The sequence below is a fragment of the Butyricicoccus intestinisimiae genome (assembly GCF_018918345.1).
Lineage (GTDB): Bacteria > Bacillota > Clostridia > Oscillospirales > Butyricicoccaceae > Butyricicoccus_A > Butyricicoccus_A intestinisimiae.
This window is the reverse complement of sequence record NZ_JAHLQI010000006.1, coordinates 123,041-148,441: the sequence shown is the minus strand read 5'-3', so window position 1 is coordinate 148,441 and position 25,401 is coordinate 123,041. Positions and strand designations below refer to the sequence as shown.

The following is a 25,401-nucleotide window of genomic DNA, read 5'->3' as shown; positions in this document are numbered from 1 at the left end:
CTCTCTATCTCCGCCGCAGCTTGCTCCACTGCGGCTCCAGCGTTTGTTCAATCTCTTCTCTTGTCGCGGAGACAGCCAGCATCAGTTCAGAATACAAAATTTTTTCCGCGCACGCCAGCACGCGCTGTTCACTCCCCGCCAGCGCCCGCCGTCTGCCGCGCATATGCAGGCAGATGACAACCTGCGCCACCTGTCGAATATCTCCCGACCGAATGCGCGCCATATTTTCCCGCTGCCGACAGTTCCATCTGGACGGCTGCGGCGGAAGGGTCCCGATGTTTCCCGCTAAAATTTCCTGTGCGGTCTGTTTGGAACAAATACGCCGCAGTCCAATGCGCGTTTCGCACGCAACCGGAATGAGCAATTCTGCATCATCTATCAGCAGATGCATGGCATAATATGGCTGCCGATTATCTCCGTTTTGTCGAATCGTAATGGATGTGATTGTCCCTGCACCGTGCAGGGGATGAAGAACCTGATCTCCAACACAGAACGTGTGTATCACCTCATTCATCCAATCTCATTCTTTGTAATGATAGCATATTTTCGCGCATCACGCAACAAATCCGCATGGCTTCCGAGCAGGCAAATCCCCACCGACAGCCCCGCCGGATTGCTGCCGGTCTGCCACAGCAGAACACCGCCAAACACGGCCAGTGCAAACGCCGCCAGCACCGAACTGCCGTATAAAATTCGGCATCCCACCCGCGCCGCCGTGGGCGGCAGCAGACCCAGCAGACTGCGCACGGCGATACCGCCGTCCAGCGGCACAATCGGCAGCAAATTGAACAGCGACAGCACCAAATTGGCACCTGCCTCTATCGGCTGCCGGAAATACGCAAACGCGACAGCTGCGAGCAAGCCGGTCACAGGACCCGCGAGCGCAACGACGCATTCCCGTCCGCCGGAAAGCGGCGTGCCCTGCATAATCACGGCACCTGCCGCGTGCAGCCGCACACATCGAATGCTTCCGCCCAAACACGCAATCGCCGCCGCATGTCCCAGCTCGTGCAGCATCGCCGCCAGCGCAAACACCGGCAGAATATTCTGGGTGTCCAGCAGACAAAAGACCGCCCAAAACACATAAAACGAGGGCGATACAAGCAGCCGTCCCTTCATCCGCCGGAAGAAAAAACGGCAGTCAGTCCGCCCCATTCGCGCTCTATCATCTGTCCGCCCAGCACAGCCGTCACACTGCCCGCGCGGCTCTCCGGCAGGAAGGACAGCGCGCCAGTCGCGCGCAGCCACTGCGCTGCCGCAAAAATCCCCAGACAGATTCCCATGCACAGCAGTGCGCTCCGAATTGTCTCATCCATTCGGTGTCCCTCCTTCCCTGTCATGATATGCGCACAGGCGCAAAAAAAGACCGTTCGCCGATGCAAACGGTCTTTCTTGTTATGCTTGCTGTTCAATCTGTACCAGACGCACCGCGCCGGTAATGCCTGCCTCGTTGCCCAGCGTCGCCTGTAAAATCGGCGTGCCGCGCAGCGGCGGGAATACTTTTGCATTGTACACGCGGCCAATCGGCTCGAGCAGAATATCTCCTGCCGCCGCCATGCCGCCGCCGAACAAAAATGCCTCCGGATTGACAATGCAGCCAATGCAGGCGAGCGCTGTGCCCAGTGCGTCCGCCGCACGGTCTATGCACTTCCGCGCCAAGGCATCACCTGCCGCGCAGCAGTCACAAACGTCTTTCGCAGACAGATTTTCGATGTCGCGCATGGCGGACGGCTCGTCTGTTTCACTAAGTAGCTGCTTTGCACAGTTCAGCACGCCGGTCGCAGAGCCTGCCAGCTCGACACAGTCCGCCTTTCCGCAATTGCAGCTGCGCACAGCATCCCGTACCACCGGCAGATGGCCAACTTCTCCGCCGCCGCCCTGAAAGCCGGAAACAATCTTGCCGTCCAGAATGATGCCGCCGCCGACACCGGTGCCCAGCGTCAGCAGAGCCACGCTCTGATAGTCTTTGCCTGCACCCTTCCATTGCTCGCCGAGTGCGGCAATGTTTGCATCGTTTTCGACATACACCGGCAGTCCGGTACGCTTGCCCAGTTCTTCGGACACGTTGACAACGTCCCAGCCAACATTGACACAGCCGTTGACGATGCTCTTTTTGAGCACAGGTCCCGGCACACCGATGCCGATGCCCGCGGTTCTCGCGTTGTCCAAATCAAATTCCTGCTGTGCCGCATACACGGCTGCGGCAATATCATCCAGCACATACATACCGCCATTCTCCTTGCGGGTCGGGATTTCCCATTTTTTCACCCAACCGGATTTTTGGCTGTACAGTCCCATTTTTATCGTTGTGCCGCCAACATCTACGCCAAAGTAATAGTCTCTCATTGCCGTATCTCCTTGCTCTCTGTGTTTTATCTATGCTTGCAGCGCAATCGTGCGGTAGACACGAAATGCACTGGGAAGCGCAATCTCTTGTTCCAGCTGCTGCGGCGTCACCCATGTAAACGTGCCACCGTCGCTCGTCTGTGCCTGCACGCCGGTCATATGCCATTCCAAGTGAGTGAACACGTGTTTTGCCTGCCTGAGCGGCTTTTGCTGGGTCAAGGCTATACCAAACGCCTGCTGTGCGTCCTCTCCCTCCAGCACATGGGGAAATTCCCACAGATTTGCCAGAAGTCCTTGCTTCGGACGCTTGCGCACGGCAATTCTGCCGTCTTTCCAAATGATATACACCACACGCCGCTCAATCGGACGCGCTTTTTTTGGCTTTTTGACCGGAAAATCAAGCTGTCTATGCGTCTTTTGCGCTTCGCACAAATCCGCGAGCGGACAGTGCGCACAGTCCGGTGCGCCGTTCGGCACACAGATCATCGCACCCAGTTCCATCAATGCCTGATTACAGTCTCCGGGACACGCGCACGGCATCGCCGGCTGCAATTCCTGCTCTGCCAGCTGCTTGACCTTTTGCGATGTAATATCCCAATCGCGCGCGAACAGCCGCGACAGCACGCGCAGAACATTGCCGTCCACCGCGGGACAACACTGCCCGCCTGCAATGGATGCGACTGCTCCCGCCGTATACGCACCGATGCCGGACAACGTCAGCAGCGCATCTCGGTCACGCGGCATGCGTCCGTCAAATTCCGCACAAACGGTTCGCGCCGCCTTTTGCAGATTGCGGGCGCGGGAATAATATCCCAGCCCCTCCCACAGCTTGAGCAGCTGTTCCTCCGGCACCTCGGCAAGTGCCTGCACGGTCGGAAGTGCCCGCATAAAGCGTTCATAGTACGGGATGACCGCCTGCACCCGCGTCTGCTGCAGCATAATCTCGGAAATCCAAACAGCATACGGATCTTGGGTACGCCGCCACGGCAAATCCCGATGTCCCTGCTGATACCACGCGCACAAACGGCGCAGCGCTTGTTTTACGGTTTCCTGCTGTGTCATCTTACTGTGCGACAAGAATGACGACAGAGCGCGGCTGAATCCATAGAATGCCGCTGCGCACGCACTGCATATCCTCAACTTCTTCTACACAGTCGCTGTCTGGCCCATTGAACGTATTGACCGCAATATACCAGTCCTGACCGTTCGGCAAATCCGGCAGACAGACCTGATGACCTTCCCAATGCGAGTTCATAACAATGTGAACGATATCGTCCGCCGTATCTTCCATATTGCGTCCGGCAAAGGTCACGCCGATGACGCGGGAATCATACTGATAATTTGCATCCCACGGGGTCATTGCGTGCAGACTGGTTTCCGGAAAACGGCTTTTTGCCGGGCGGGTATGCCGCCGCAAAATCGGATGCTTTTTGCGGAAATGAATCATATACCGGAAGAAATGATACAAATCCTGATTCTTTTCTAAGTCGTCCCAGTTCAGCCACGAAATTTCGTTGTCCTGACAGTACGCGTTGTTATTGCCGAACTGCGAATTGCCGAATTCATCGCCTGCGAGGAACATCGGTGTGCCGCGCGAACACATCAGCACGGTCACGGCATTCTTTTGCAGACGGCGGCGCAGGTTATTGACGTCCTGATTTTTGGTCTCGCCTTCTTCGCCGCAGTTCCAGCTGTTGTTGTTGTTGTCACCGTCGGTATTTTTCCAGCCGTTCGCCTCATTGTGCTTGGCATTGTATGAGAACAAATCGTGAAGCGTGAATCCATCATGACAGGTGATGAAGTTAACGGACGCACATTCACCGCGTTCATCCGGCTGGTACAAATCCGGCGAACCCAGCATACGATAAGTCAGCTGTGTTGCCATGCCGCCGTCACCCTTGAGGAAACAGCGCACATCGTCTCGATACTTTCCGTTCCACTCCGCCCAGCGGTTGCTGCGCGACGGGAACGAACCGACCTGATACAATCCGCCTGCGTCCCATGCCTCCGCAATCAATTTGACCTTGCTGAGAATTGGGTCAACCGCCAGCGATTCCAGCAGCGGCGGGTTATGCATCGGCGTGCCGTCCTCATTTCGTCCGAGAATCGACGCCAAATCAAAGCGGAAACCGTCAATGCGGTATTCAATGACCCAATAGCGCAGACAGGCGACAATCATCTGGTGCACAATCGGATGGTTGCAGTTGACGGTATTGCCGCAGCCGCTAAAGTTATAATATGTTCCGTCCGGTGCAAGCAGATAGTAAATCGAGTTATCCACGCCCTTGAGCGAGAAAATCGGGCCGTCCTGATTGCCCTCCGCCGTGTGATTAAATACCACATCGAGAATGATTTCCATGCCGTTTTTGTGCAGCGCGCGCACCAGCCGCCGCAGTTCATCACCCTCATGGGTCAGCTCATGGTCTGCGGAATACGCCGTATTCGGCGCAAAAAAGCACACCGGATTGTAACCCCAATAATCGAGCAGCAATTTTCCGTCATGAACGCGCATATCCCGCATCTCATCGAATTCAAAAATCGGCATCAGCTCCACGGCATTGACACCGAGGTCTTTGAGATACGCAATCTTTTCAATGATGCCGTCAAAGGTGCCCGGATTGGCGACGCCGGACGATTCGTGTTTGGAAAAGCCGCGCACATGCATTTCATAAATAACCAAATCCTGCATAGGAATGTGCGGAGACTGCACGTTCTCCCAATTGAAGTACGAGGAGACAATGCGGCCGCGATAGCTGCCGGGAATTGCCTTGGTTCCCCACTTAGACTGACCTGCCACAGCGCGCGCATATGGATCCAAAATAATATTTTTCGGGTCAAACAGCATGCCGCGTGCCGGATCGTTCGGGCCGTCTATGCTGTATGCGTACTCAAATTCTCCAATATCCAAGCCGAAAACAATCATCGAGTAGACATTTCCCACCCGATATTCCTCTGGAAACGGAAGAACAGCATACGGTTTCTGTGCCCGGCGATAGAACAGCAGCAGAGAAACACTCGTTGCGCCCATAGAAGATATGGTAAAATTCACACCGTTCGGCAGTTCATATGCGCCGTTTTGCAGGCAATAGCCCTGACAGGTGTGATACCCCGCAATTTCGCGCATAGGATGCTGAAAAAAGCGTACGTTCGGTGCACAGAAAGCTGCTTGCGCTCCCATCTCTTTTTTATATTCCATCTTTTCAGAATGACCCCGTTCGGTCATACACTCCACCTCATTTTCAGACAGCGCATCGAAAACGTGCCAGTTTTTCATCTATGTTATTATTATTGCCTTTTTTACCGAAAATGTCAATTATATTTATTCATAAATATACCGTTAGGCAGCTTGATTGCGCGCTTGTCTGTTGCAATCTTCCATAATTATTGTTATACTAACTTGTAAACATCTTCTAAGGGAGCAAACAAACATGTCTCATTTTAACGATCATTTGGACAGTATCGTGCGCCAGCTGCAGGCGGGATACAATTCCAATGAATTATTTTTCAATAAAAACGGCTTGGAACACCCAAACCCCAGCGAAATCATTGATATTTTAAATGATTTCCGCCAGCTGCTGTTTCCGGGGTATTTTGGTACAGACCAGCCGACCCGCACCTCTGCCCCATATTTCGCAGGTCAGATGCTGCACAGCATTTACGAGCGGCTGTATCCGCAGATCCGCGCGGCGCTGGCTTATCAGGAGGGCGCCCGTTCTCGTTCCGTCGAGCTCCGCGCAGAGGAAGCTGCAGCCGAGCTGATGGCAGAGCTGCCGCGCCTGCAAAAGCTGCTGCTCATCGACGTAGAAGCAGCCCTCAACGGCGATCCGGCTGCGGGCAGCAAAGAACAGATTATTTTGTCTTATCCGGGACTGCGTGCGATTTTCACGTACCGCATTGCACATGAGCTGTATATCCGGAACATTCCGTATATCCCGCGCATCATGACCGAGCATGCGCACAGCCGCACCGGCATTGACATCAACTCCGGCGCAACCATCGGCGAATACTTCTTCATCGACCACGGCACCGGCGTGGTTATCGGTGAGACAACCAACATCGGCAACAACGTCAAAATTTATCAGGGCGTCACGCTCGGCGCACTGTCCACCCGCGCCGGTCTCAAGCTGGCGGGCAAAAAACGCCATCCGACCATTGAGGACGACGTCACGATTTATTCCAACGCCTCCGTTCTGGGCGGCAACACGATCATCGGTCGCGGCTCGACCATCGGCGGCTCGGCATTTATCACGTCCTCTATTCCGCCGTTCTCCCGCGTCAGCATGAAAACACCGGAGCTGACCGTCGATGACTTCGGCGAAAAAGAGTACGAAGCATCCGGAGAAAGCAAGTAAATACTGATTTGATTTCACAAAAAAACCACCGCTTTTCAGCGGTGGTTTTGTCTTGCGAGTATCTTACTTGACAACCTGAACACGAATCATATTGGTCGTGCCGGAAACGCCAATCGGTACACCGGAGGTGATAACTGCGAGGTCGCCGGACTGCATCAGACCCTGATTCTTCGCGGTTTCCAGTGCAGAATCAAACAGATCAAACACATCGTCGGTCTCGCTGAGCAGAACCGGTGTGACGCCCCATGCCAGATTGAGCTGATACCAAACCTTCTTGGTTGGGGTGCAGCCGATAATGCCGCAGGACGGACGATACCGAGCCACCATGCGCGCGGAACGGCCGGACTTGGTAACGGTTACGATGTCACGTGCATTCAGGTCATATGCCGTCGTGCAGGTTGCGTGACAGATTGCGTCGGTAATGTCCGGATTTGCCTTTCTGGTGCGGACAAAGAAGCGCTTGCGGTAGTCAATGTCATTCTCGGTGCGCTCTGCGATGCGTGCCATCATGGTCACTGCCTCTACCGGATACAGACCAGCAGCGGTCTCGCCGGACAGCATGATTGCGCCGGTGCCGTCGTAAATAGCATTGGCAACGTCGGTTACCTCGGCACGGGTCGGACGCGGGTTCTTCATCATGGAATCCAGCATCTGGGTCGCTGTGATAACCTGCTTGCCGGCGCTCGCTACCTTCTTAATCAGCATTTTCTGAATCGGCGGAACATCCTCGGCAGGGATTTCAACACCCATGTCGCCGCGGGCGATCATGACGCCGTCAGCCAGCGAAACAATGCCGTCAATGTTCTCAACGCCCTGCTGGTTCTCAATCTTTGCAATGATGTTGATGTGTGCGCCGCCGTTTTCATCGAGCAGCATACGCAGCTGCTGCACGTCGTCTGCGGTGCGGACAAAAGAAGCTGCGATAAAATCAACGCCCTGCTCGATGCCGAACTGGATATCAGACTTGTCCTTGTCGCTCAGATACGGAATGGACAGATGTACATCCGGAACATTGATGCCCTTGTGGTTGGAAACGGCACCGTCGTTGAGTACGCGGCACAGAATATCCTGCTCCTGCGTCTGCTCTACGCGCAGTTCAATCAGACCGTCATCAATCAGGATGCTGGTGCCTGCCTGCACGTCCTGATACAGATCCGGATAGGTGATGGAAATTTTGCTCGGCGTGCCAAGGCATGCGCGCGGTGTCAGGCGAATCTGTTCGCCCTTCTTGAGGAAAATCTTGCCGTCCTGCATGTCACCGGTACGGATTTCCGGACCCTTGGTGTCCAGCAGCAAAGCGATCGGAAGATTGTACTCCTCGCGGACAGCCTTCACGCGGTCAATGCGCTGCTTGTGTTCCTCGTGACTGCCGTGGGAAAAGTTGAAGCGTGCGACGTTCATGCCTGCACGCGCCATAGCGCGAAGCACTTCAATGTTGTCAGTAGCCGGTCCCATTGTGCAAATAATCTTGGTTTTTCTCATAAGTACTCCTCACAATCAAAATATAACACGGGTCCTCACAGATGGCAGAGCAGATTATGAAGGAAATGATTCACACAGATATTTTACCAAAACGTTACAAAATAAGGACATTTTTGATTTATTTTATCTGCTTTCCCATCCATAAAGACCCGATTTTACCTGTTTTGTAATTTTAACACGCCTCTATTTTATAGTCAACTGTTTTTCCCCACGATTCGTGCACCATTTCCGCTAAAATATCATACATTTCTGACAAAATCCGCCGTCCGTTCCATGTTTACCAAAGAAAACTTACAAAACATGTACTCATTTCGTTCCAGTATACCCAAAATTATGTCAGAATTCCTGCATGATGCGCCAAAAAGCCTGCCGCTTCTGCGACAGGCTTTTTCGGGCGTCCCATATGCAATTAGATGGAATAAAAGTCGCTCATTTCCTCGCTGCGCTCCACGAGGTCTGCGAGAGTGATATTATCCACGACTTGGTTAATGGCATCATTGAGCTGCTGCCACACCGTCAAGGTAACACAGGTCTCCGCCTTTGGACAGTTTTCCACGCCTTCTTCCACACAGGCGACCGGCGCCAGCGAGCCTTCTGTCAGGCGCAGAATATCGCCAATCGTGTATTCCTTCGGCGACCTTGCCAGACGATAGCCGCCGGACGAGCCGCGCACGCTCTTGACGAAGCCCGCCTTTGTCAGAACACCAATGATCTGTTCCAGATACTTTCCGCTGATGTCCTGCCGCTTGGCAATCGTCTTGAGCGCAATATTTTCTCCTGTATCATGAACCGCCAAATCCAGCATTAGGCGCAATGCATATCTGCCTTTGGTTGAAATCCTCATAAAGGTTTACCTCCTATTTTCCCTATTATATACTAATTTACTAGGAATTACAACACCCTGTTACAAATTATCTGGCAGGATTTTGTATTTTTTTTGAAACTGCACCGGTTATCCCTTGTCAGTTTACAAAAAAAATGATATGATACATGGTACGTTGTTATTGTTTTCTTAACACGTACTTAACATTTGCTGATACTCTATGGAGGATTTATCATGAAAAAGCTGAGCGCATTTTTTCTGCTCTGTCTGATAACCGTTGCATTGACTGCCTGCGGCAAGCCTGCCGATGCAGCACCCGATTCGATTTCCACCGACACGACCGGTTCTGCGGCACAGACGCCGACTGAGACGGACGGCAGCGGCTCCGGTGAGGAGGATGCAGACCCGAATACCCGTTCGTTCCGCGACTGCACCGTATCCGTTGTCGGTTATTCCCTCCGCAAGGACGAAAACAACGACACCGCTCTGTGTGTAGAATATGAATTTGAGAACAATTCCAAATCTTCCGCTTCGTTCAGCACCACGGTCATTCCGAACGCATATCAGCCGGAGGAAAACGAATCGCTGTCCGACGCCGCAGTTTTGGAATACGCAACACCGAAAAGAGCCGATGATTTGTACTCCGCGATGCTGACCCGCATTGAGCCGGGCAAATCCATCACCTGCGCGGCGTACTACAAGCTGAATTCGGAAACGCTGCCGGTCACCCTGCAAATACGCGATCTGCGTGACAGCACCGCCAAGGCGCTGACCCGCACGCTGGATCTCACCGGTCTAACCATAGAATCCACTGCCGACACGGAACCGGACGGTTCCGCGGCATCGTAATCCATTGCACAAAGAACCTGCCGCGCAGGTTCTTTTATTTCACCTATTATATCATACCGACAGGAGAAGTCCACCATGAATGAGAAAGAAGTTGCAGAGCTGCGCCGGCAGCTCAAGCGCGATAGAAATAATATTACCAAAGTATACGGCTGCTATGTCAATGAAAACCGCAGCATCGTCTCGACCTTTTCGCAGTCTCTCGCCCTTGCGACGGATGAAGAAGCCGATGCCTATCTCAATCTGCTCAAAAAATCACTGTCCGGCACGCTGGGCAAGAATCTTATTGACATCGCGTTCAGCAACCAGCAGGTAATCGGCAGCGAGGAACACGGCTTGCTCATGAAGCTGCGCGAGACCAAGCTGGAGGATGAAGAACTGCTGCAAAAATTCTATGACAAAGTGATTTCCTGCGTGTCTCTGGAGGAAAATTATCTCATCCTCATCGCCTGCAACGCCTATGATGTGCCGTACAAGGCCAAGGATGACACCGAGCTTTCGGACGGCTCGGAGGAGATGTTCACCCATCTTCTGTGCAGCATCGCTCCGGTCAAAAAAAGCAAGCCGGGCTTGGGCTATGATTACAACGAGCAGCACTTTCACACGTTTGCCGGAGATTGGCTGGTTGCACCGCCGCAGATTGGATTTCTGTTCCCTGCGTTTGATGACCGCAGCACCAATATTTACAACGCACTGTGCTACACCAAAAAGCCGGACGATACGGTTCTCCCCTTTATCGAGACGGTATTCTGCACCGATGTTCCAAAACCGGCTTCCGAGCAGAAAACCTGCTTTGAAACCCTGCTGTCCAACTCGCTGGAGGAAGAATGTAGCATGGAAGTTGTGCAGGCCGTGCATGAACAGCTGACCAATCTCATCGACATGCACAAGGAAAACAAAATCACCGAACCGCTGCAAATTCACGCGGATACTGTCACTGCCGTATTGGAGGACTGCGGTGTTTCCGCGCCGCGCACCGAAGCGTTCCGCGAACGGTTCGACGCGGAATTTGGCGAGGACGAAGCGGTCAGCCCGAAAAACATCATTGATGACAAGCATTTTGATGTGACGCTTCCGGAGGTGACCATTCGCGTCAAGCCGCAGGCGCGCGATCTCGTGCAGACCAAGACCATCGACGGCATCAAGTACATCCTAATCCGCGCAGAGGACAGCGTGGAAGTCAACGGCGTCAGCATTCACTTTGACGACGAAACACAACAGCATACCGAAGCATAACGCAAAACATCCTGTTCTGTACACCACGCAGAACAGGATGTTTTTTGTCTTATCGTTTGATCGTTTAAAAATCATACCGGCGAATCTCGCAGTTTTTGATGCCAAATCCCGCGTACTCCTCGTTGGTCATCTCGTAAAAATACGAATGCACAACGCGAGCAATGCCGTTGTGTGCGACGAGCAGATACACGGTGTCTGTATCCGCGCACACATCATCCAGCAGATTATAGATGCGCTGTGCCAGATGCAGCATGGATTCGCCGCCCTCATGCCGTTCTACAAACTGCTTTTTGGCTTCGCGAAAATCCGCACCGTCGCGCGGTGTCGATTCCCACTTGCCAAAGCACTGTTCGGTCAGGCGCGGTTCTGCCTGCCGCGGCACGCCGGTGATCTCCGAGATATGCCGTGCGGTTTCCGCTGCACGAATGAGCGGAGAATACAAAATTTTGTCGATGTGCACGCCCTGCCGGACAAGTTCTTCTCCGGTTGCAATCGCCTGTTCATGTCCCCGATCGGTCAGCGCAATATCTGTTGCGCCGCAGATTTTATTCTCGACATTCCAAACCGTCTCTCCGTGCCGCACAAAATACAAATGTCCCATGCCATTCCTCCGATTACTGCGCAATCATGTCCGCGGCGTACAGCGCCGCCCCCAGTGCGCCGCACAGCTGCGCGTTTTCGCTGATGACGAGCTTGGCGCTGAGCTTTTCTTCCAGCGTCTGCACCAATCCCTGATTCTTGGAAACGCCGCCGGTCATCATATACTTTTCTTCACCGCCGACGCGCTGTACCAGCGCTGCCGTCTTGGCTGCGACTGCTTTGTTCAAGCCATGTACGATGTCATCCGGCGCTTTGTTTTGCGCGATGAGCGAAACCACTTCGGATTCCGCAAACACCGTGCACATGCTGGAAATCGTGATGTCCTCTTGGTAATCTAACCCCGTGACGCTCATCTGATCCAGATCCATTTCCATCGTGCGCGCCATCATTTCCAAGAATCTGCCTGTGCCCGCCGCGCACTTGTCATTCATGACAAAATTGACTACAGCGCCGGTTTCATCCAAGCGAATAACCTTGCTGTCCTGTCCGCCAATGTCAATCACCGTGCGAACATCCGGATTGAGATAATGCGCACCGCGCGCATGACACGTGATTTCCGTAATGCTCTTGTCTCCGCTTTCAATTGCCGTGCGTCCATATCCGGTGGTCACCAGCGCATCAATATCCTCGCGCGTCAGTCCGGCACTGTCCAGCGCCTGTTCCAAAGCGCGTTCCGCACCAATTGCCGCACCGGCGCCGGTCGGCAAAATAATACCGGTCACCATGTGTTTGTCTTTATCCAAAATCACGACATCGGTGCTGGTCGAGCCGCTGTCGATGCCTGCCGCAAATCCTTTGCCCATCTTGCATTCCTTTCCTTCCATCTGTTCCGGCGCGATGCTCTCCGCAAAGGCCTCCAAGCGTGTGAGCAGCTGACCGCTGCTCTGCACGGTATAATCCGACTCAATCTTGAGCAGTGGGAGCGCCGTGTGCTGTTTGAGCTCTGCGTACTCAAAACTATAAAAATCGCAGAATTTGACCGTGTGATAAATGATACCCCGCAGATTTTCGTCATGGTACAGCTGTTTGCGTCCGGTATTGTCTACCATGCGCATGCACGGCATCTGATGCAGAAGCTCGCCTGCATACCAGTCCATAAGTTCATCAAATGAAAGCTGTTCCGGCGGAGCGATTTCTCCGACCGAGCGATTGTGCACACAGCTGTTATTGACAACCGGCAGCGGCATTACCTGCTGCACCATGTCAAACAGTTCTGCACCCATACGCGCGCCCAGCACCGTCAGGTATGCGCCCTTCGGCTTGTCCTTCGGCACAAACGCCGCACGGAATGCCGCCTCGTCAAACTGCGTTCCCTTATATGCACCGTATGCCTTGGCGAGTGCTTTGAGCTGTGTGACCGTGCGCGCGCGGCTGCACGCATCGCCGCAGTGCAGCATATCTATCATATACAGGAAATCCATCTTTCCCGACGCCTCAAGAATATCATATACACTGCGAATCGTGTCGCAGCAATTGACGAGCACCAATTCTTTGACCTGCCCCGTCATGACCGCTTCGAGCAGAGCTTTGCCAAAGCCGCACAGGTTCGGATGCGCAATTCGATCCGCCTGTTCAAAGCCTTCCGGCATATGATTGACGTTGTCACACACACCGCCGAACGCCTGCAGCAGCTCAATCGGGGTGTATTTACAGACGTAAAATGTCTTATTCATGTTCTGCACCTCCCAGCATTTCGAGAAAGGCTCCCAAGCGCGTCGCGGTCTGTCCTTCGCCGCCGTGGCTGCGGTCACAGCCGTCACCGTCCAGGATAAGCAGCGGAATGCCCGCCTCCTCAAACATGCGCTTGGCAATCTGCGCGCCGCCCAGCGTGTGCTTACAGCCCCAATGCGCAAACCACACAGCGCCGTCCGCCTTCACCTGCTTGGCGTGGTAAATACCCGTCTCAATACGGCGCTTGATGCCGCCGTTAAGCGCATGATATACCATGCGCTTTGCCATCGCTTCAAACGGCTGCGCCGGATCAAATTCCAGCTCCGGCGGATAATTGTGCGCCAGCTCACAGCCGACAATCTGCGCGTCCTCGCGCAATCGAAGCTGTTTGGCAACGGCATCCGACCAGTACGGAATCGTGTGCATCCAATAAATACGCTTGCCCATTGCAGGCTTCGCCCGCTCGACATCGCGCAGCAGCATTTGTGTATAGTGCAGCTCCTCCTGTGTGCCGAGCAGAATATTTCCCGTCATGCCCGCATACAGCGGAGACACCAAATCGGCCGGAATATATCTGTCCGCGCGCTTGGTCTGAAACGCATCATAATTGCGCATAGTGCGCTGGGTGCGCGCAACACGCCGTTTTACGCGGCTGATGTCTATTTTCTTTCCCGTCTGCTGCTCCAAGAACTTTGCCAGCTCGCGCAGCTGGTCTGCGACATAGCGCACATTGTCCGCATTTTGCTGCATCGGCACATCAATCGCAAATGCCGGCACGTCAAACAGCTCCGCCAGCGCGCGGAACGTCACAAGATTGGCATCACAGACGAGATTGGTATACACAATACACTTCGGCTTTGGCAGCAGTCCTTTTTCCGCCGCGCCAAGAAAGGTTTTATGATAGCTGCACAGCGTTTCGGACAGGCCGCTGTTTTCCGCCTGCTGGATGCAGCTGCGTTCTATGTGTGTGCCTGCCAGATAGCAGGAAAAGCCCTCTACGTTATACGGATACAGCCCCGCTTCCTGCAGCAGCTCGCACGGTGTGAAAATGCTGACAATTGCCGACTGCTCCGGCGTTTTGAGCGGCCGAATCATGGTATTCATCATGAGCTCCGCGAGATAGCGATCCGCCGGCATGAGCATTTTATCCGTTGTCAATTTTTGGCGGATTTTTTGCGCTTCCCAGCCGGTGCGCAGCAGCCAGCGCGCCCGCGACGGGCTGGTCTGGCTAAACTTGTCTACATATCCGCCAAATACATCTACAATATTCATAACACCCTTCTTTCGTATTATCCCAAAAACAGGTACGCTTTTTGCAAACGTACCTGTTTTCACAGTAAATCATGGTCTATTTCTTTTTCTTGAGCTGCTGCAGTAGCTGTTTGGCTTTATCTGCAAACGAGCGCAGCTCCTGCTTCTCGGTCTCCACGACAAGCTCCTCCGCGCCGTCCAGACCGTGCCGTCTGTGCCGTTTGCTGCGCTGAGAAATGCCTACAACAATGCCAATCGCCAGATAATTCGTCACAACCGAAGATCCGCCGTAGCTGAACAGCGGCAGCGTCAGACCCATAACCGGTCCAATGCCCAGACACATAAAAATGTTCTCAAAGGTCTGGAACAGCAGCATGCTGCCGATGCCGACGCAAATCAAGCTGGAAATCTGACTCGGTGCATGAAATGCAATATAATAGATGCGAATAATCAGCGCCATGAGCAGTGCGACAATGACCAGACAGCCGACCAGTCCCCATTCCTCTCCGGCAACGCCGAAAATAAAGTCGGTCTGCTTTGCCGGCAGCATGTTGTTCTGCGTCTCGTTGCCCTTGAGAAATCCTGCGCCGAGCAGCTTGCCGGAGCCAATGGCAATGCGGCTCTGCTGCTGCTGCCAATAGGTATCCGGCGCAACGCTCGGATTAAACAGCACGAGAATTCGATTGCGCTGAAATGTTCCCAGACTCTGCCACAAAATCGGAACCGCCGCACAAGTCAGGATGATACCGCCCGCAAACCATTTGAGGCTGAGTCCCGCCGCAAACAGCATGACAACGGCAATAAAAACATACGGCAGCGACATGCCGACATCCTTGGACGGCAGGATAATCGCTGCCATCATGAGAATCAGATGCAGACCAAACTGCACGAGGCTGCTTACCTTGTTGAGCTTGTACCGCAGCAGATTGATGTGCTTGGCAAATGTAAAGACAAACAGCAGCTTGCCGAGCTCCGCCGGCTGAATGCCGAGACTGCCAAACCGCAGCCAGCTCTTATTGCCGCCGTTTTCATAGCCGAATACAACCAGCGACAGCTGGAACACAATGTTGATGATGTACACCAGCCGCCACATCGGCGTATACTTTTCAATGTCGATGGACGACACGATGACAAAGCCGACCAGACCCAGCACAATTGCAATCGACTGCACCGCGATATACTTGGCGCTACCGCCGTCCATCGCATAGGTGGCGGAAAAAATCAGAACCAAGCCAAACGCCGAGCAAGCGAGCGCCAGAAACAGCAGAATATAGTCCAGCGTGCCAAAATACCGTCCAATACTTTCTTTTATTTTTTGCATGAAACCGATGTCCTTTCCGGAAAGCAGTTCCCCCCGCTTCCGCAAATGCCGCAAATGCCGCAGCATTCGTCCTCAAATTCATTCCTTCTTATCATACCACCTTTCCGCCAAGCGGTAAATACTTTTTTGTCACAAAAATCACAAGCCGTCCTGCCGCCATTGTTTTTTCTTCATTTTTTGATTCTTTTGATTTTGCTCTTAAATTTATATGCATTTTATGCTATACTAGGTATGATTCCTACGGCTTTGGCTTCCGACCGTCCATCTGACATGGGCGGGACGATTACGTGGATGATAAAAACTAAAGGAGTTTTTGGATATGCTGAGTGATATTGAAATTGCGCAAAACTGTACGATGCTTCCCATCGGCAAAGTTGCCGAAAAGGCAGGACTTTTGGAGGATGAGCTGGAATACTACGGCAAGTATAAGGCAAAAATCTCCGATGACGCATGGAAGCGCCTGAAGGACGAGCCGGACGGCAAATTGATTCTCGTCACCGCCATCAACCCGACACCGGCAGGAGAAGGCAAAACAACAACAACTGTTGGTCTCGGCGAGGCGCTGAACAAGATGGGCAAAAACGCCATCATTGCCCTGCGTGAGCCGTCGCTCGGTCCGGTATTCGGCATCAAGGGCGGCGCCGCAGGCGGCGGTTACGCACAGGTCGTCCCGATGGAGGACATCAACCTGCACTTCACCGGCGATATGCACGCCATCGGCGCGGCAAACAATCTGCTGTGCGCCATGATTGACAACCACATGCAGCAAGGCAACGCACTGGAAATTGACCCGCGCCGCATCATCTTCACCCGCGTTGTCGATATGAATGACCGCGCCCTGCGCAACATCATCGTCGGCATGGGCGGCTCGGTCAACGGCGTTCCGCGCGAGGACCATTACATGATTACGGTAGCCAGCGAGGTCATGGCAATCTTATGTCTCGCTACCAGCTTATCCGACCTGAAAAAGCGCTGCGGTGACATTCTGGTCGCATACCGCTACGACGGTTCTCCGGTCTTTGCCCGCGACCTCAAGGTGGACGGCGCGATGTGCGCTCTGCTCAAGGACGCCATCAAACCGAATCTGGTACAGACACTGGACGGTTCTCCCTGTCTGATGCACGGCGGCCCGTTCGCCAACATCGCACACGGCTGCAACTCCATCGTTGCCACCCGTCTGGCACTCAAGCTTGCGGATTATACCATTACAGAGGCCGGTTTCGGTGCTGACCTCGGTGCTGAGAAGTTCTTTGACATCAAGTGCCGCAAGGCTGGCTTCAAGCCGGACTGCGCCGTTATTGTTGCGACCATTCGCGCGCTCAAGTACAACGGCGGCGTGCCAAAGGAGGAACTGAACACAGAAAACCTCAACGCCCTCAAGGCTGGCTGTGTCAACCTGCAGAAGCACATTGAGAACATCGGCAAGTTCCATGTGCCGGTTGTCGTTGCCATCAACCGTTTCCCGAGCGATACCGACGACGAAATCGAGTTCCTGCGTCATGTCTGCGAGGACATGGGTGCACGCTATTCCCTGTCCGAGGTATTTACCAAGGGCGCAGACGGCGGCATAGAGCTGGCGCAGATGGTTATGGAAGAAGCAGACAGCGGCAAGTCGCAGTTCCAGATGCTGTATCCGGACGAAATGCCGCTCAAGGAAAAAATTGAGACCATCGCCAGAGAAATTTACGGCGCAGACGGCGTGACCTATTCCCCGTCCGCAGAAATGTCTCTCAAGGCGATTGAGAGCCTTGGTTACGGCAACCTGCCCGTCTGCATGGCAAAAACGCAGTATTCTCTGACCGACGACCCGAAGAAGCTCGGCAGACCGACCGGATTCAACATCAACATCCGCACCGCCCGCGTCAGCGCAGGTGCAGGCTTTGTTGTCTGTGAGACCGGCAAGGTCATGACGATGCCGGGTCTGCCGCGCACCCCATCGGCGTTCAACATTGACGTCGATGCGGACGGCAAGATTACAGGTCTGTTCTAAATTTACAGGAAAGTTTATCATTCATGATTCAGATTCTAACACACAACGTCACAGAGACCGAGCAGGCGGGCGGACAGCTGGCGAGTCGGCTGTCCCCCGGTGCTGTGGTCGCTTTCACCGGCGATTTGGGCGCAGGAAAAACGGCATTTTGCCGCGGCTTTCTGCACGCGCTCGGATATACCGGCCGCGTCACCAGTCCGACCTTCGCCATCGTCAACGAGTATGAGACCGAGCTGTGCCGTGTCTGCCATTTTGATATGTACCGCATCTTAGACGAGGACGCGCTGTATGACATCGGATGGGACGACTATTTTGACGGTGACACCATCCTGCTCGTTGAATGGAGCGAAAATGTCTCCGGTGCAATGCCAGAGGACTGTATCACCGTGGACATTCGCCGCGGCGAGGCGGAGGATGTCCGCATCATTACCATCAAAGGAGGCGAACTGCATTGAACATTTTAACACTGGAATCTTCCTCTCTGTCCGCCTCCGTGTGCATCACGGAAGATACCAAGCTGTTGGCGCAGTCGTTTCAAAACTGTGGTCTGACGCACAGCGCCACGCTGCTGCCGATGATTGACCACATCATGACCTCTGCGCAGATGACGCTGGCGGATATTGACGTCATCGCCTGCGTAACAGGTCCCGGTTCCTTTACCGGCGTCCGCATCGGCGTCTCGACGGCGAAGGGCATCGCGGATGCCAAAAACATTCCGTGCGTCGGTGTATCCAGCTTGGCCGGTGCCGCATGGAACGTCGCACCGCTCACCGACCGCCTGATTTGTCCGGTTATGGACGCGCGCCGCGGGCAGCTGTACAATGCGCTATTTGACTATACCGGCGGCGCTCTGCACCGTCTGACGCCGGATCGCGCCATTTCCATGGAAGATTTAAAAAAAGAGCTGATTTCTCTCGGAAAATCCGTTCTTTTGGTTGGAGATGGCACGCAAATATGTTATAATAATTTTAGTCTTTCTGACGAATTGGATGTCATGGCCGCTCCGTCGGGTCTGGTATATCCCTGTGCTTGGGGAGCCGCGATGGAAGCATATCATCTGGCGCAGGAAGGCAAGATGGTCTCTGCCGCCGCATTACTGCCGAGCTATCTCCGCCAGCCGCAGGCTGTGCGCGAACGGCTCGCACGCGAAGCAGAACAGGCCGCAAAATCATCTATGAAAAAGGAGTAATAATCATGGCACAGGTTCACGTTATGGATCATCCGCTGATCGTACACAAGCTGTCCCTCATGCGCGATAAGTACACCGGTTCCAAAGAATTCCGCGAGGCAGTAGAGGAAATTTCTTCCCTGCTTTGCTACGAGGCTACCCGCGATCTGCCGCTCAAGGAGGTCGAAATCGAGACACCGATTGCACACGCAAAGGTTCGTTACATCTCCGGCAAGAAGCTGGCAGTTGTCTGCATCCTGCGCGCAGGTCTCGGCATGGTAGACGGCATTCTGGACTTGATTCCGAGCGCAAAGATCGGTCACATCGGTCTGTACCGCGATCCGGATACCCTGCAGCCGGTAGAATACTACTGCAAGCTGCCGAATGACATCGAGAGCCGCGACGTTATCGTTGTTGACCCGATGCTGGCTACCGGCGGCACCGCAAACGCTGCCATCCAGTTCCTTAAGAACTACGGCGTCAAGAACATCAAGCTGCTGTCCATTCTGGCTGTTCCGGAGTCTATCTCCGTAATTCAGGAGCAGCATCCGGATGTTGACATCTACTGCGCAGCCATCGACGAGAAGCTCAACGACAAGGGCTATATCGTTCCGGGCGTAGGCGATGCCGGTGACCGTCTGTTTGGTACCAAGTAAATTCGTATAAACAAAAAGACCGACGCTGCGGCGTCGGTCTTTTTTCATGTCCGTCAATCGGGGTATTCCCGCACCATCTTGAACAGCTGGGTTCGGTTTCGAATGCTCAGCTTTTTGTAAATGTTCAAAATGTGCTTTTTGAGCGTATTGTTCGTGATGGTCAGCTGTCCGCAAATGACATCGTTGGGCAGTCCCTGCATGAGCAGGCCCAAAATTGTCGTTTCGCGCGCCGTCAGCCGGAACTGCTCCTCGCATTCGTGAATGCTCAGCTTTTCATGCTGCCGGACATGCTCCTCATAGCAGCGCGCGATGCGCAGCGCCAGATGCTCCTTGACCATATCCAACAGAAACACATCATCATAGACAAAATCCGGCGCATCTGCCGCGCGATAAAACGAGATTTTCGCGAGCACTTTGCCTTCAAACGCCGGCAGGACATGCACGCTGTGCTGAAACCCCTCTGCTTTGGAAAACCGCTGAAAACATTCGGTCTTTTCCAGCTCGTCCGCGGAAAAAATATCGTTGTCCCGATATACCATGCTCTTTCCGCCCATGAGAAGCCCGCGGCTGAAATCTTTCGCCTGATATGCCTGCAAATACTCCTGTGCCGTCTGTTCCGGATACCCGCAGCAGACAGCCTGCGTCAGTTTTGGCAAATCCGCATCGGAAGAATAATAAAAAACTGCCGCGTCAAAATTCATAAGCAGCCGCATCTGCTCCAAAAAATTCCGACACATCTGCCCGAAATCTGCAATCTGATGAATTTGATATGTGATGTTGTTGAAAATCACCCAGTCATTGGCTTCCTGAATATGCAACGTTTTCGCCTCCAAACAAAAAAGACGTCTTACGGAGTAATCCCGTAAAACGCCTTTGTTCTACTAATATAGTGTTATCTTATCATGTTGTGCCCCAACTGTCAAGAAAATTCTATCACGAAGCATCCGGCATCTGTGTCTCCTGCGTCAGCGTGCCCTGTATCGCCTCATGCAGCCATGCCATTCCCTTTTCCGTTGCAAGCCAATTGACAAACACGGTTTCCGCATCGTTTGGCTGGGCATCCTGCCGTACCGCCGCATACACATCGCACGTCAGCGCATAGCCGTCCTCGTCCGGCAGTTTGCCGTCCACGGTCACAACCGTCGTCTGCTCCGGCTGACCATTCTGCATGAGCGCGGCATACGTCATATAACACAGCGTTCCTGCCGTGTGCGGACACGCCGCCGTCAGCGTATCCTCCCCCTGCTTGGTTGTCACACCGGCGCAGTCCTGACCAAAGACAGCTGCGAACAGCTTGCGGCTGTCGCTATTTTTCGCAGCGGCATAGCCTTTCCAAGTATCCGACTGCTGTGCAAACGCCTGCAGCACTTCGCTCTTGGTCAGCGAAACCGGCTGCTCGGTGCCGCCCGCCACAATCGCCAGCGCATCGGTACCGATTTTTTGCAAGGTAATTCCCTGCTCTTTAAGACGCTGCTGCTGTTGTTCCGATGGGACATAGCCAATGGCAGCATCCACATCACCCGCCAGCAGGGCATCCCATGCGGCATCGCTGTTTTGCATCGTCAGTACCTCGCGCGCCGCGTCTTCATAAGTCTCTCCGCACGCCGCCGCACGCGCCAATCCCGCAGGCAATTTGAGCGCTGCGCTGCTTCCCAGCGTAAAATCATTGGAAATCTTATCGACAACGGTTTGTTCGATCTGCATCTGTGCGCTGCCGGATGGCTCCGGAGCCGCACCGCAGCCCGTCAGCACGGCACAGCACAGCGCCGCGGCAAGGAGTTGTTTTTTCATGTTTTTCCCTCCTCCTTTACACGCCGGTCAGCTGTGTCCGCAGCATCCATGTTCCGTGCGAGTCTATAATTCCTGTCCAGCCGTTTTGTACGGCGGTAAAATATCCGCCACCGACACTTTCAATGCTGTCATAGCCCGCGCGCAGTACTGTCTTGGCCTTTGTATTGCCGATTCCCTGCAATCCGGTCACCGGATTGACAATCGTGAAGTAACCGTCTTTCTCCGCGGCTTCCGTGTCGCATGCCATGTATGCATACGCCCGCAGTCCGCTGAGCGTTTCCTCATCCAAATCAAAAATCTGGTAGCCTTCGCTCATCGCGCCAATCAGCTTGCCATTTTGCTGATAAAACACCGCTTCACCTTCCAACTCGATACTTTTGAGATCATCAAAAATCACGGAATGTCCCGCCGCGTTGGTATACGCGAAATAATTATCCGGAAGCGGTGTCAGCTCTTGTCCCTTGACATCGCTCGGCAAAACTAATTTTTTATTTTTCCAGCCCACGCTGACCACTTCGCAGCTGTCCTGCGCCGTCCACAGCTGATACAGTGCCTCGCTGTCACCGCAGTGCTTGCCGTTGCTGTATGTAAAATCCAAAACGACTTTTCCCGCCGCATCGACGACGCCGAATTTACCGTTTGTGTCTTTCGCCAGCGCATAGCCGCCGCGCATTTCATCCGCCCAGACGACGCGGTTGAACAGGGTAATGACGCCCTTCTTGTTTACAGCTCCCCACTGACCTTCCGAGACCTGCACAGTTGCACTGCCGCCGGAAAACGCACCGACCTGCACGGCATCAATCTGCGTCAGCGCCGCCATCGTCGACGCATCATAAAAATACCACGTTTTTTTGCCGTCCAGCTCCTGTTCACTGACCAGAACGCCGTCTGCGCAGGATTGCATGGAACCCATCACGCTGCCCAGACTTTTGCCGTCCCCATTGTACACCGTCGTGACGCTTTCGCCGGATAATTGCCGCAAAATACAGCTGTCTTTTACCGCAATCGTGCCTGTAATCGGCCCGATGACCCAACTGCCATCGTCTGCCGCACAGGTCATCTGCGTGCTGCCGTCCGCGGCAACAGATGTGAGCAGCCATACCTGTTTGCTGCCGCACCGCGCGCGCTGCGCCTGCGTGTACACTGCCTGCGTCAGCTGTTCTCCGTCTGCATCTGCTATGGCATATCGATACACCGGCGTGCCGTCATCCTTCCAGCCGACGATGCTTGCCGCATAGGGAAAGATTTTTTTATACGCCGCAGCAGGCTGCAGGACGTCCTGCGCACCACTCGCCAAGTCTGCCGAAATCCGCTCCGGAATGGTATAGGCAACCTGTTGTGCAGCAGGCTGCAAAGTCATCTGCGGCTCGGCATTTTCGTCCGATTGTGTCTGCCGCGTGGTGAGCGCCGGCGCGTACAGCGCAATGGCGCCGCTCAGCACGACCGATACCGCCACCATGCCTGCGATGCGTTTTATCATCTTGTCTCCTCCTGCCATCATCTAAACTTATTCTATTTTATCATATGTACCTGCCCTGTCAAGACATGGTGTGTTAACAATTTCTTTGTCGAATCAATCTTCAGAATTTCTTAAGAAACCAAAAACACAGCCGGTTTTTGATGCCGGCTGTGCTGTCTATGCGGTTTATTCTTCGTGTTTGTTCCCGAACAGTGCACGCCAAATGCGTTTGAACAGACTCGGTTTTTCGGTTTCCTGCTTGTGTTCTTTGGCGCGCAGCTGTTCCATGGTTCGCGCTACCGTTTCTTTTTCTTGTTGTATTTTCTGGTTTTCCGGCGTTTGCTGCGGCAAAACAGGATTTGCATGTATCGTAAAATAATCGTACAGCTCCATCTGGCTGTTGACGCACGGTTCTCCCTCCGCCCGCTGCACGCGCTGATAGGTTCCGTCCGGCTGCATAAGCCACGACTGGCAGTTGTCCGCCTCCGTCATGGCAAGGATGTGCAGCAGCTGCTCGCGCACAGCCTGTGATTTCGGCTCCGCAAAAATTTCAACGCGCCGTCTGGTATTGCGGTTGAGCAAATCGCCGGAGCCGAGAAAAATGCGCTGCCGTTCGCCCTCTCCAAATACAAAAATACGGGAATGCTCCAAATATCTGCCGAGCAACGCGCGAACCGTGATGGTCTCTGTATACCCCTTGATACCCGGACGCAGACAGCAGATGCCGCGCACATACAGATGAATTTCCACACCTGCCTGTGACGCCTCCACCATCTTTTCCATAATGCCGACATCGTTGAACGAGTTGATTTTGATGGCAATATAGCCGTGCCCGCCGTTTTTCTGAATGTCAATTTCTCGATCCAGCAGCTCCAGCACGCGGGAACGGTAGCAATGCGGCGCCGCCCACAGCGCCTCGGTCTCCGGTGTTGTCTCTCCGAGGGACAGATGATTAAAGATATTGACGGCATCGCGTCCCACGCCGCTGTCATTTGTGATAAAACATAAATCGGTATACTGCTCAGAGGTATTTTCGTTATAATTTCCTGTGCCGACCTGTGTTGTATAGCTGATGTCTCCCGCAGCATTTTTGCGCGTAATTACACACAGCTTCGCATGCACTTTATAGTCGCTCAGACCATAAATCACACGGCATCCGGCTTCTTCCAAAATAGCGGAATAGTCAATATTGCTCTGTTCGTCAAAGCGGGCGCGCAGTTCCAGCATGCATAGCACATCTTTTCCCCGATCCGCCGCATGACACAGTGCAGAGACCACCTTGCTGTGTCCCGCCAGACGATACAGAGAAATTTTGATGGATACAACCTCCGGATCATCTGCCGCCTCGTACAGCATATTTAAAAACGGCTTGCAGCTGTGAAACGGATATGCCAGCAGCAATTCCTGCTGCGCCAGCTGCCGCATCGGGATGTTCTGATGATACATATCCGGCTCCTGCGGCTTGCGCGGCGGATAAAACAGATCTGGATTTTGTATCTCGGTCTTTCCCGCCAGAGAAAATCCAAATCCGAAATCCAGCGGAATTTTCTGAACAAAAACGCCGCCCTGTGTAAGCTCCAAATGCTCGCGCAAATACTTTTGTATGCGCGCCGCTTTGCTCGACAACTGCAGGCGAACCGCATACAGACGCCGGCGCTTTTTGAGCAGCTCCTGCATCACACCGCGAAAGTCCATGTCATAGTCAAGCAACGCTTCATCTATGGCAATGTCCGCATTGCGCGTGACGCGCACGGTGGTATGCTCCACAATTTTTTGCTTGAGGAACAGCTGATACAAATTGTGTTCGACAATGTCATTGGTAAAAAATACTTTTGTGCGTCCGTTCATATTGACGGCAAAATAATCCGGCAAATGACCAATCGGCACGATGCCAAAGCGTTCGCCACCGTTTTTGGTGATGTGACAGGAAAATACGTATTTTTCTTTGTTGCGCAAAAACGGAAACGGATGGTGGCGGTCTACAATCTGCGGCGAGAGCAGCGGTTTGACTTCCTCCGCAAAATACTTGCGCGAGATGATTTCATCCATCTGGCTCAGCTTGCGGAAGTCAATAAAGTCAATGCCATGCTGCTTGAACTCCTCCTGCAGCGACTGATACGCCTGTTCCGTCATCGGCTCAAACGAATGAATCATATCCAGCATGTGTTCTACCTGCTGGGCGGCATTCCATCCGGTCTTGTCATCCAGCTTATTCGGCTCTATCATGCTCTGATCGGTCAGCGAGCCGACACGAACCATGAAAAATTCATCCAGATTGGAAAAATAAATGGCGGCAAATTTCAGACGCTCAAACAGCGGCACATCCTGCCGCAATGCCTCCGACAGACAGCGCTTGTTAAACTCCAGCCAACTCAATTCTCGGTTTACCATCAAATGCATAGGCAGCAT

23 protein-coding genes are annotated in these 25,401 nt (G+C 53.6%); 7 read left to right on the top strand and 16 right to left on the bottom strand.

Annotated elements, in window-relative coordinates; translation table 11 throughout:
- Positions 1-4 precede the first annotated feature (4 nt).
- The 6 genes from KQI75_RS11285 to glgX form a co-directional block, all read right to left on the bottom strand.
- A complete protein-coding gene (locus KQI75_RS11285) occupies positions 5-514 on the bottom strand; it encodes a CarD family transcriptional regulator (RefSeq protein ID WP_216470900.1) in 510 nt (169 codons plus the stop codon).
- A complete protein-coding gene (locus KQI75_RS11280; RefSeq protein WP_216470899.1) occupies positions 511-1,119 on the bottom strand; it encodes a M50 family metallopeptidase in 609 nt (202 codons plus the stop codon). The genes KQI75_RS11285 and KQI75_RS11280 overlap by 4 nt, the downstream gene beginning before the upstream one ends.
- A complete protein-coding gene (locus KQI75_RS11275; RefSeq protein ID WP_216470898.1) occupies positions 1,116-1,316 on the bottom strand; it encodes a hypothetical protein in 201 nt (66 codons plus the stop codon). The genes KQI75_RS11280 and KQI75_RS11275 overlap by 4 nt, the downstream gene beginning before the upstream one ends.
- Before the next feature lie 79 nt (positions 1,317-1,395).
- Complete coding sequence (locus KQI75_RS11270; protein ID WP_216470897.1) at positions 1,396-2,346, bottom strand: ROK family glucokinase; 951 nt, start codon at positions 2,344-2,346, stop codon at positions 1,396-1,398.
- Between the two features lie 30 nt (positions 2,347-2,376).
- Entirely contained in the window at positions 2,377-3,408 is a 1,032-nt protein-coding gene (gene mutY, locus KQI75_RS11265; RefSeq protein WP_216470896.1) for an A/G-specific adenine glycosylase, read from the bottom strand.
- Position 3,409: 1 nt separating this feature from the next.
- Positions 3,410-5,470 (bottom strand): glycogen debranching protein GlgX, encoded by a 2,061-nt coding sequence (gene glgX, locus KQI75_RS11260; protein WP_246566644.1) that lies wholly within the window; start codon positions 5,468-5,470, stop codon positions 3,410-3,412.
- A gap of 304 nt (positions 5,471-5,774) precedes the next feature.
- Between glgX and epsC the strand changes: the two genes are divergently transcribed.
- Positions 5,775-6,698 carry a serine O-acetyltransferase EpsC gene (epsC, locus tag KQI75_RS11255; protein WP_216470895.1) on the top strand — a complete coding sequence of 308 codons (924 nt, stop codon included), beginning with the start codon at positions 5,775-5,777 and terminating at the stop codon, positions 6,696-6,698.
- A 63-nt stretch (positions 6,699-6,761) separates the two neighbouring features.
- Here the strand turns inward: epsC and pyk are convergent, their stop codons facing one another.
- Both pyk and KQI75_RS11245 read right to left on the bottom strand, forming a co-directional pair.
- The gene (pyk, locus tag KQI75_RS11250) at positions 6,762-8,180 is read right to left on the bottom strand and encodes a pyruvate kinase (RefSeq protein ID WP_216470894.1); all 1,419 of its coding nucleotides are present in this window, start codon (positions 8,178-8,180) and stop codon (positions 6,762-6,764) included.
- Between the two features lie 409 nt (positions 8,181-8,589).
- Positions 8,590-9,024 carry an RrF2 family transcriptional regulator gene (locus tag KQI75_RS11245; RefSeq protein WP_216470893.1) on the bottom strand — a complete coding sequence of 145 codons (435 nt, stop codon included), beginning with the start codon at positions 9,022-9,024 and terminating at the stop codon, positions 8,590-8,592.
- 213 nt (positions 9,025-9,237) lie between these two features.
- On the opposite strand from KQI75_RS11245, the gene KQI75_RS11240 reads away from it, so the two are divergent.
- Both KQI75_RS11240 and KQI75_RS11235 read left to right on the top strand, forming a co-directional pair.
- The gene (locus KQI75_RS11240; protein ID WP_216470892.1) at positions 9,238-9,852 is read left to right on the top strand and encodes a DUF5067 domain-containing protein; all 615 of its coding nucleotides are present in this window, start codon (positions 9,238-9,240) and stop codon (positions 9,850-9,852) included.
- A 75-nt stretch (positions 9,853-9,927) separates the two neighbouring features.
- A complete protein-coding gene (locus tag KQI75_RS11235) occupies positions 9,928-11,085 on the top strand; it encodes a DUF4317 domain-containing protein (protein ID WP_216470891.1) in 1,158 nt (385 codons plus the stop codon).
- 64 nt (positions 11,086-11,149) lie between these two features.
- Here KQI75_RS11235 and KQI75_RS11230 read toward each other — a convergent pair whose 3' ends face one another.
- The 4 genes from KQI75_RS11230 to KQI75_RS11215 form a co-directional block, all read right to left on the bottom strand.
- Positions 11,150-11,686, bottom strand: coding sequence for a histidine phosphatase family protein (locus KQI75_RS11230; RefSeq protein WP_216470890.1), 537 nt, complete (start codon positions 11,684-11,686; stop codon positions 11,150-11,152).
- Positions 11,687-11,699: 13 nt separating this feature from the next.
- Positions 11,700-13,358 carry an acyl-CoA dehydratase activase gene (locus KQI75_RS11225; RefSeq protein ID WP_216470889.1) on the bottom strand — a complete coding sequence of 553 codons (1,659 nt, stop codon included), beginning with the start codon at positions 13,356-13,358 and terminating at the stop codon, positions 11,700-11,702.
- Positions 13,351-14,628, bottom strand: a complete 1,278-nt coding sequence (locus KQI75_RS11220; RefSeq protein WP_216470888.1) for a 2-hydroxyacyl-CoA dehydratase subunit D — start codon at positions 14,626-14,628, stop codon at positions 13,351-13,353. Before KQI75_RS11220 ends, KQI75_RS11225 begins: the two co-directional genes overlap by 8 nt.
- 76 nt (positions 14,629-14,704) lie before the next feature.
- The gene (locus KQI75_RS11215) at positions 14,705-15,928 is read right to left on the bottom strand and encodes an FtsW/RodA/SpoVE family cell cycle protein (protein WP_216470887.1); all 1,224 of its coding nucleotides are present in this window, start codon (positions 15,926-15,928) and stop codon (positions 14,705-14,707) included.
- Between the two features lie 319 nt (positions 15,929-16,247).
- On the opposite strand from KQI75_RS11215, the gene KQI75_RS11210 reads away from it, so the two are divergent.
- From KQI75_RS11210 to upp, 4 genes are read left to right on the top strand one after another with little or no spacing between them, the layout of a single operon-like run.
- Positions 16,248-17,918 carry a formate--tetrahydrofolate ligase gene (locus KQI75_RS11210; RefSeq protein WP_216470886.1) on the top strand — a complete coding sequence of 557 codons (1,671 nt, stop codon included), beginning with the start codon at positions 16,248-16,250 and terminating at the stop codon, positions 17,916-17,918.
- A 23-nt stretch (positions 17,919-17,941) separates the two neighbouring features.
- Positions 17,942-18,373 carry a tRNA (adenosine(37)-N6)-threonylcarbamoyltransferase complex ATPase subunit type 1 TsaE gene (tsaE, locus tag KQI75_RS11205; RefSeq protein ID WP_246566630.1) on the top strand — a complete coding sequence of 144 codons (432 nt, stop codon included), beginning with the start codon at positions 17,942-17,944 and terminating at the stop codon, positions 18,371-18,373.
- A complete protein-coding gene (tsaB, locus tag KQI75_RS11200; RefSeq protein ID WP_216470885.1) occupies positions 18,370-19,107 on the top strand; it encodes a tRNA (adenosine(37)-N6)-threonylcarbamoyltransferase complex dimerization subunit type 1 TsaB in 738 nt (245 codons plus the stop codon). The genes tsaE and tsaB overlap by 4 nt, the downstream gene beginning before the upstream one ends.
- 5 nt (positions 19,108-19,112) lie before the next feature.
- Entirely contained in the window at positions 19,113-19,742 is a 630-nt protein-coding gene (gene upp, locus KQI75_RS11195; protein ID WP_216470884.1) for a uracil phosphoribosyltransferase, read from the top strand.
- Between the two features lie 53 nt (positions 19,743-19,795).
- On the opposite strand, the gene KQI75_RS11190 is transcribed toward upp, so the two are convergent.
- The 4 genes from KQI75_RS11190 to ppk1 form a co-directional block, all read right to left on the bottom strand.
- A complete protein-coding gene (locus KQI75_RS11190; protein WP_216470883.1) occupies positions 19,796-20,560 on the bottom strand; it encodes a helix-turn-helix transcriptional regulator in 765 nt (254 codons plus the stop codon).
- Between the two features lie 115 nt (positions 20,561-20,675).
- Complete coding sequence (locus KQI75_RS11185; protein ID WP_216470882.1) at positions 20,676-21,533, bottom strand: substrate-binding domain-containing protein; 858 nt, start codon at positions 21,531-21,533, stop codon at positions 20,676-20,678.
- Positions 21,534-21,549: 16 nt separating this feature from the next.
- On the bottom strand, positions 21,550-23,013 hold the full coding sequence (locus KQI75_RS11180; protein ID WP_216470881.1) for a hypothetical protein: 1,464 nt from the start codon (positions 23,011-23,013) through the stop codon (positions 21,550-21,552).
- Positions 23,014-23,178: 165 nt separating this feature from the next.
- Positions 23,179-25,401 (bottom strand): polyphosphate kinase 1, encoded by a 2,223-nt coding sequence (gene ppk1 / locus KQI75_RS11175; RefSeq protein ID WP_216470880.1) that lies wholly within the window; start codon positions 25,399-25,401, stop codon positions 23,179-23,181.

Excerpts from the sequence above, each read along its gene's own strand:
- KQI75_RS11285 (WP_216470900.1), bottom strand. The coding sequence starts at position 514 with ATGAATGAGGTGATACACACGTTCTGTGTTGGAGATCAGGTTCTTCAT.
- KQI75_RS11280 (WP_216470899.1), bottom strand. The coding sequence starts at position 1,119 with ATGAAGGGACGGCTGCTTGTATCGCCCTCGTTTTATGTGTTTTGGGCG.
- KQI75_RS11275 (WP_216470898.1), bottom strand. The coding sequence starts at position 1,316 with ATGGATGAGACAATTCGGAGCGCACTGCTGTGCATGGGAATCTGTCTG.
- KQI75_RS11270 (WP_216470897.1), bottom strand. The coding sequence starts at position 2,346 with ATGAGAGACTATTACTTTGGCGTAGATGTTGGCGGCACAACGATAAAA.
- mutY (WP_216470896.1), bottom strand. The coding sequence starts at position 3,408 with ATGACACAGCAGGAAACCGTAAAACAAGCGCTGCGCCGTTTGTGCGCG.
- glgX (WP_246566644.1), bottom strand. The coding sequence starts at position 5,470 with ATGCGCGAAATTGCGGGGTATCACACCTGTCAGGGCTATTGCCTGCAA.
- epsC (WP_216470895.1), top strand. The coding sequence starts at position 5,775 with ATGTCTCATTTTAACGATCATTTGGACAGTATCGTGCGCCAGCTGCAG.
- pyk (WP_216470894.1), bottom strand. The coding sequence starts at position 8,180 with ATGAGAAAAACCAAGATTATTTGCACAATGGGACCGGCTACTGACAAC.
- KQI75_RS11245 (WP_216470893.1), bottom strand. The coding sequence starts at position 9,024 with ATGAGGATTTCAACCAAAGGCAGATATGCATTGCGCCTAATGCTGGAT.
- KQI75_RS11240 (WP_216470892.1), top strand. The coding sequence starts at position 9,238 with ATGAAAAAGCTGAGCGCATTTTTTCTGCTCTGTCTGATAACCGTTGCA.
- KQI75_RS11235 (WP_216470891.1), top strand. The coding sequence starts at position 9,928 with ATGAATGAGAAAGAAGTTGCAGAGCTGCGCCGGCAGCTCAAGCGCGAT.
- KQI75_RS11230 (WP_216470890.1), bottom strand. The coding sequence starts at position 11,686 with ATGGGACATTTGTATTTTGTGCGGCACGGAGAGACGGTTTGGAATGTC.
- KQI75_RS11225 (WP_216470889.1), bottom strand. The coding sequence starts at position 13,358 with ATGAATAAGACATTTTACGTCTGTAAATACACCCCGATTGAGCTGCTG.
- KQI75_RS11220 (WP_216470888.1), bottom strand. The coding sequence starts at position 14,628 with ATGAATATTGTAGATGTATTTGGCGGATATGTAGACAAGTTTAGCCAG.
- KQI75_RS11215 (WP_216470887.1), bottom strand. The coding sequence starts at position 15,928 with ATGCAAAAAATAAAAGAAAGTATTGGACGGTATTTTGGCACGCTGGAC.
- KQI75_RS11210 (WP_216470886.1), top strand. The coding sequence starts at position 16,248 with ATGCTGAGTGATATTGAAATTGCGCAAAACTGTACGATGCTTCCCATC.
- tsaE (WP_246566630.1), top strand. The coding sequence starts at position 17,942 with ATGATTCAGATTCTAACACACAACGTCACAGAGACCGAGCAGGCGGGC.
- upp (WP_216470884.1), top strand. The coding sequence starts at position 19,113 with ATGGCACAGGTTCACGTTATGGATCATCCGCTGATCGTACACAAGCTG.
- KQI75_RS11185 (WP_216470882.1), bottom strand. The coding sequence starts at position 21,533 with ATGAAAAAACAACTCCTTGCCGCGGCGCTGTGCTGTGCCGTGCTGACG.
- KQI75_RS11180 (WP_216470881.1), bottom strand. The coding sequence starts at position 23,013 with ATGATAAAACGCATCGCAGGCATGGTGGCGGTATCGGTCGTGCTGAGC.
- ppk1 (WP_216470880.1), bottom strand. The coding sequence starts at position 25,401 with ATGCTGCCTATGCATTTGATGGTAAACCGAGAATTGAGTTGGCTGGAG.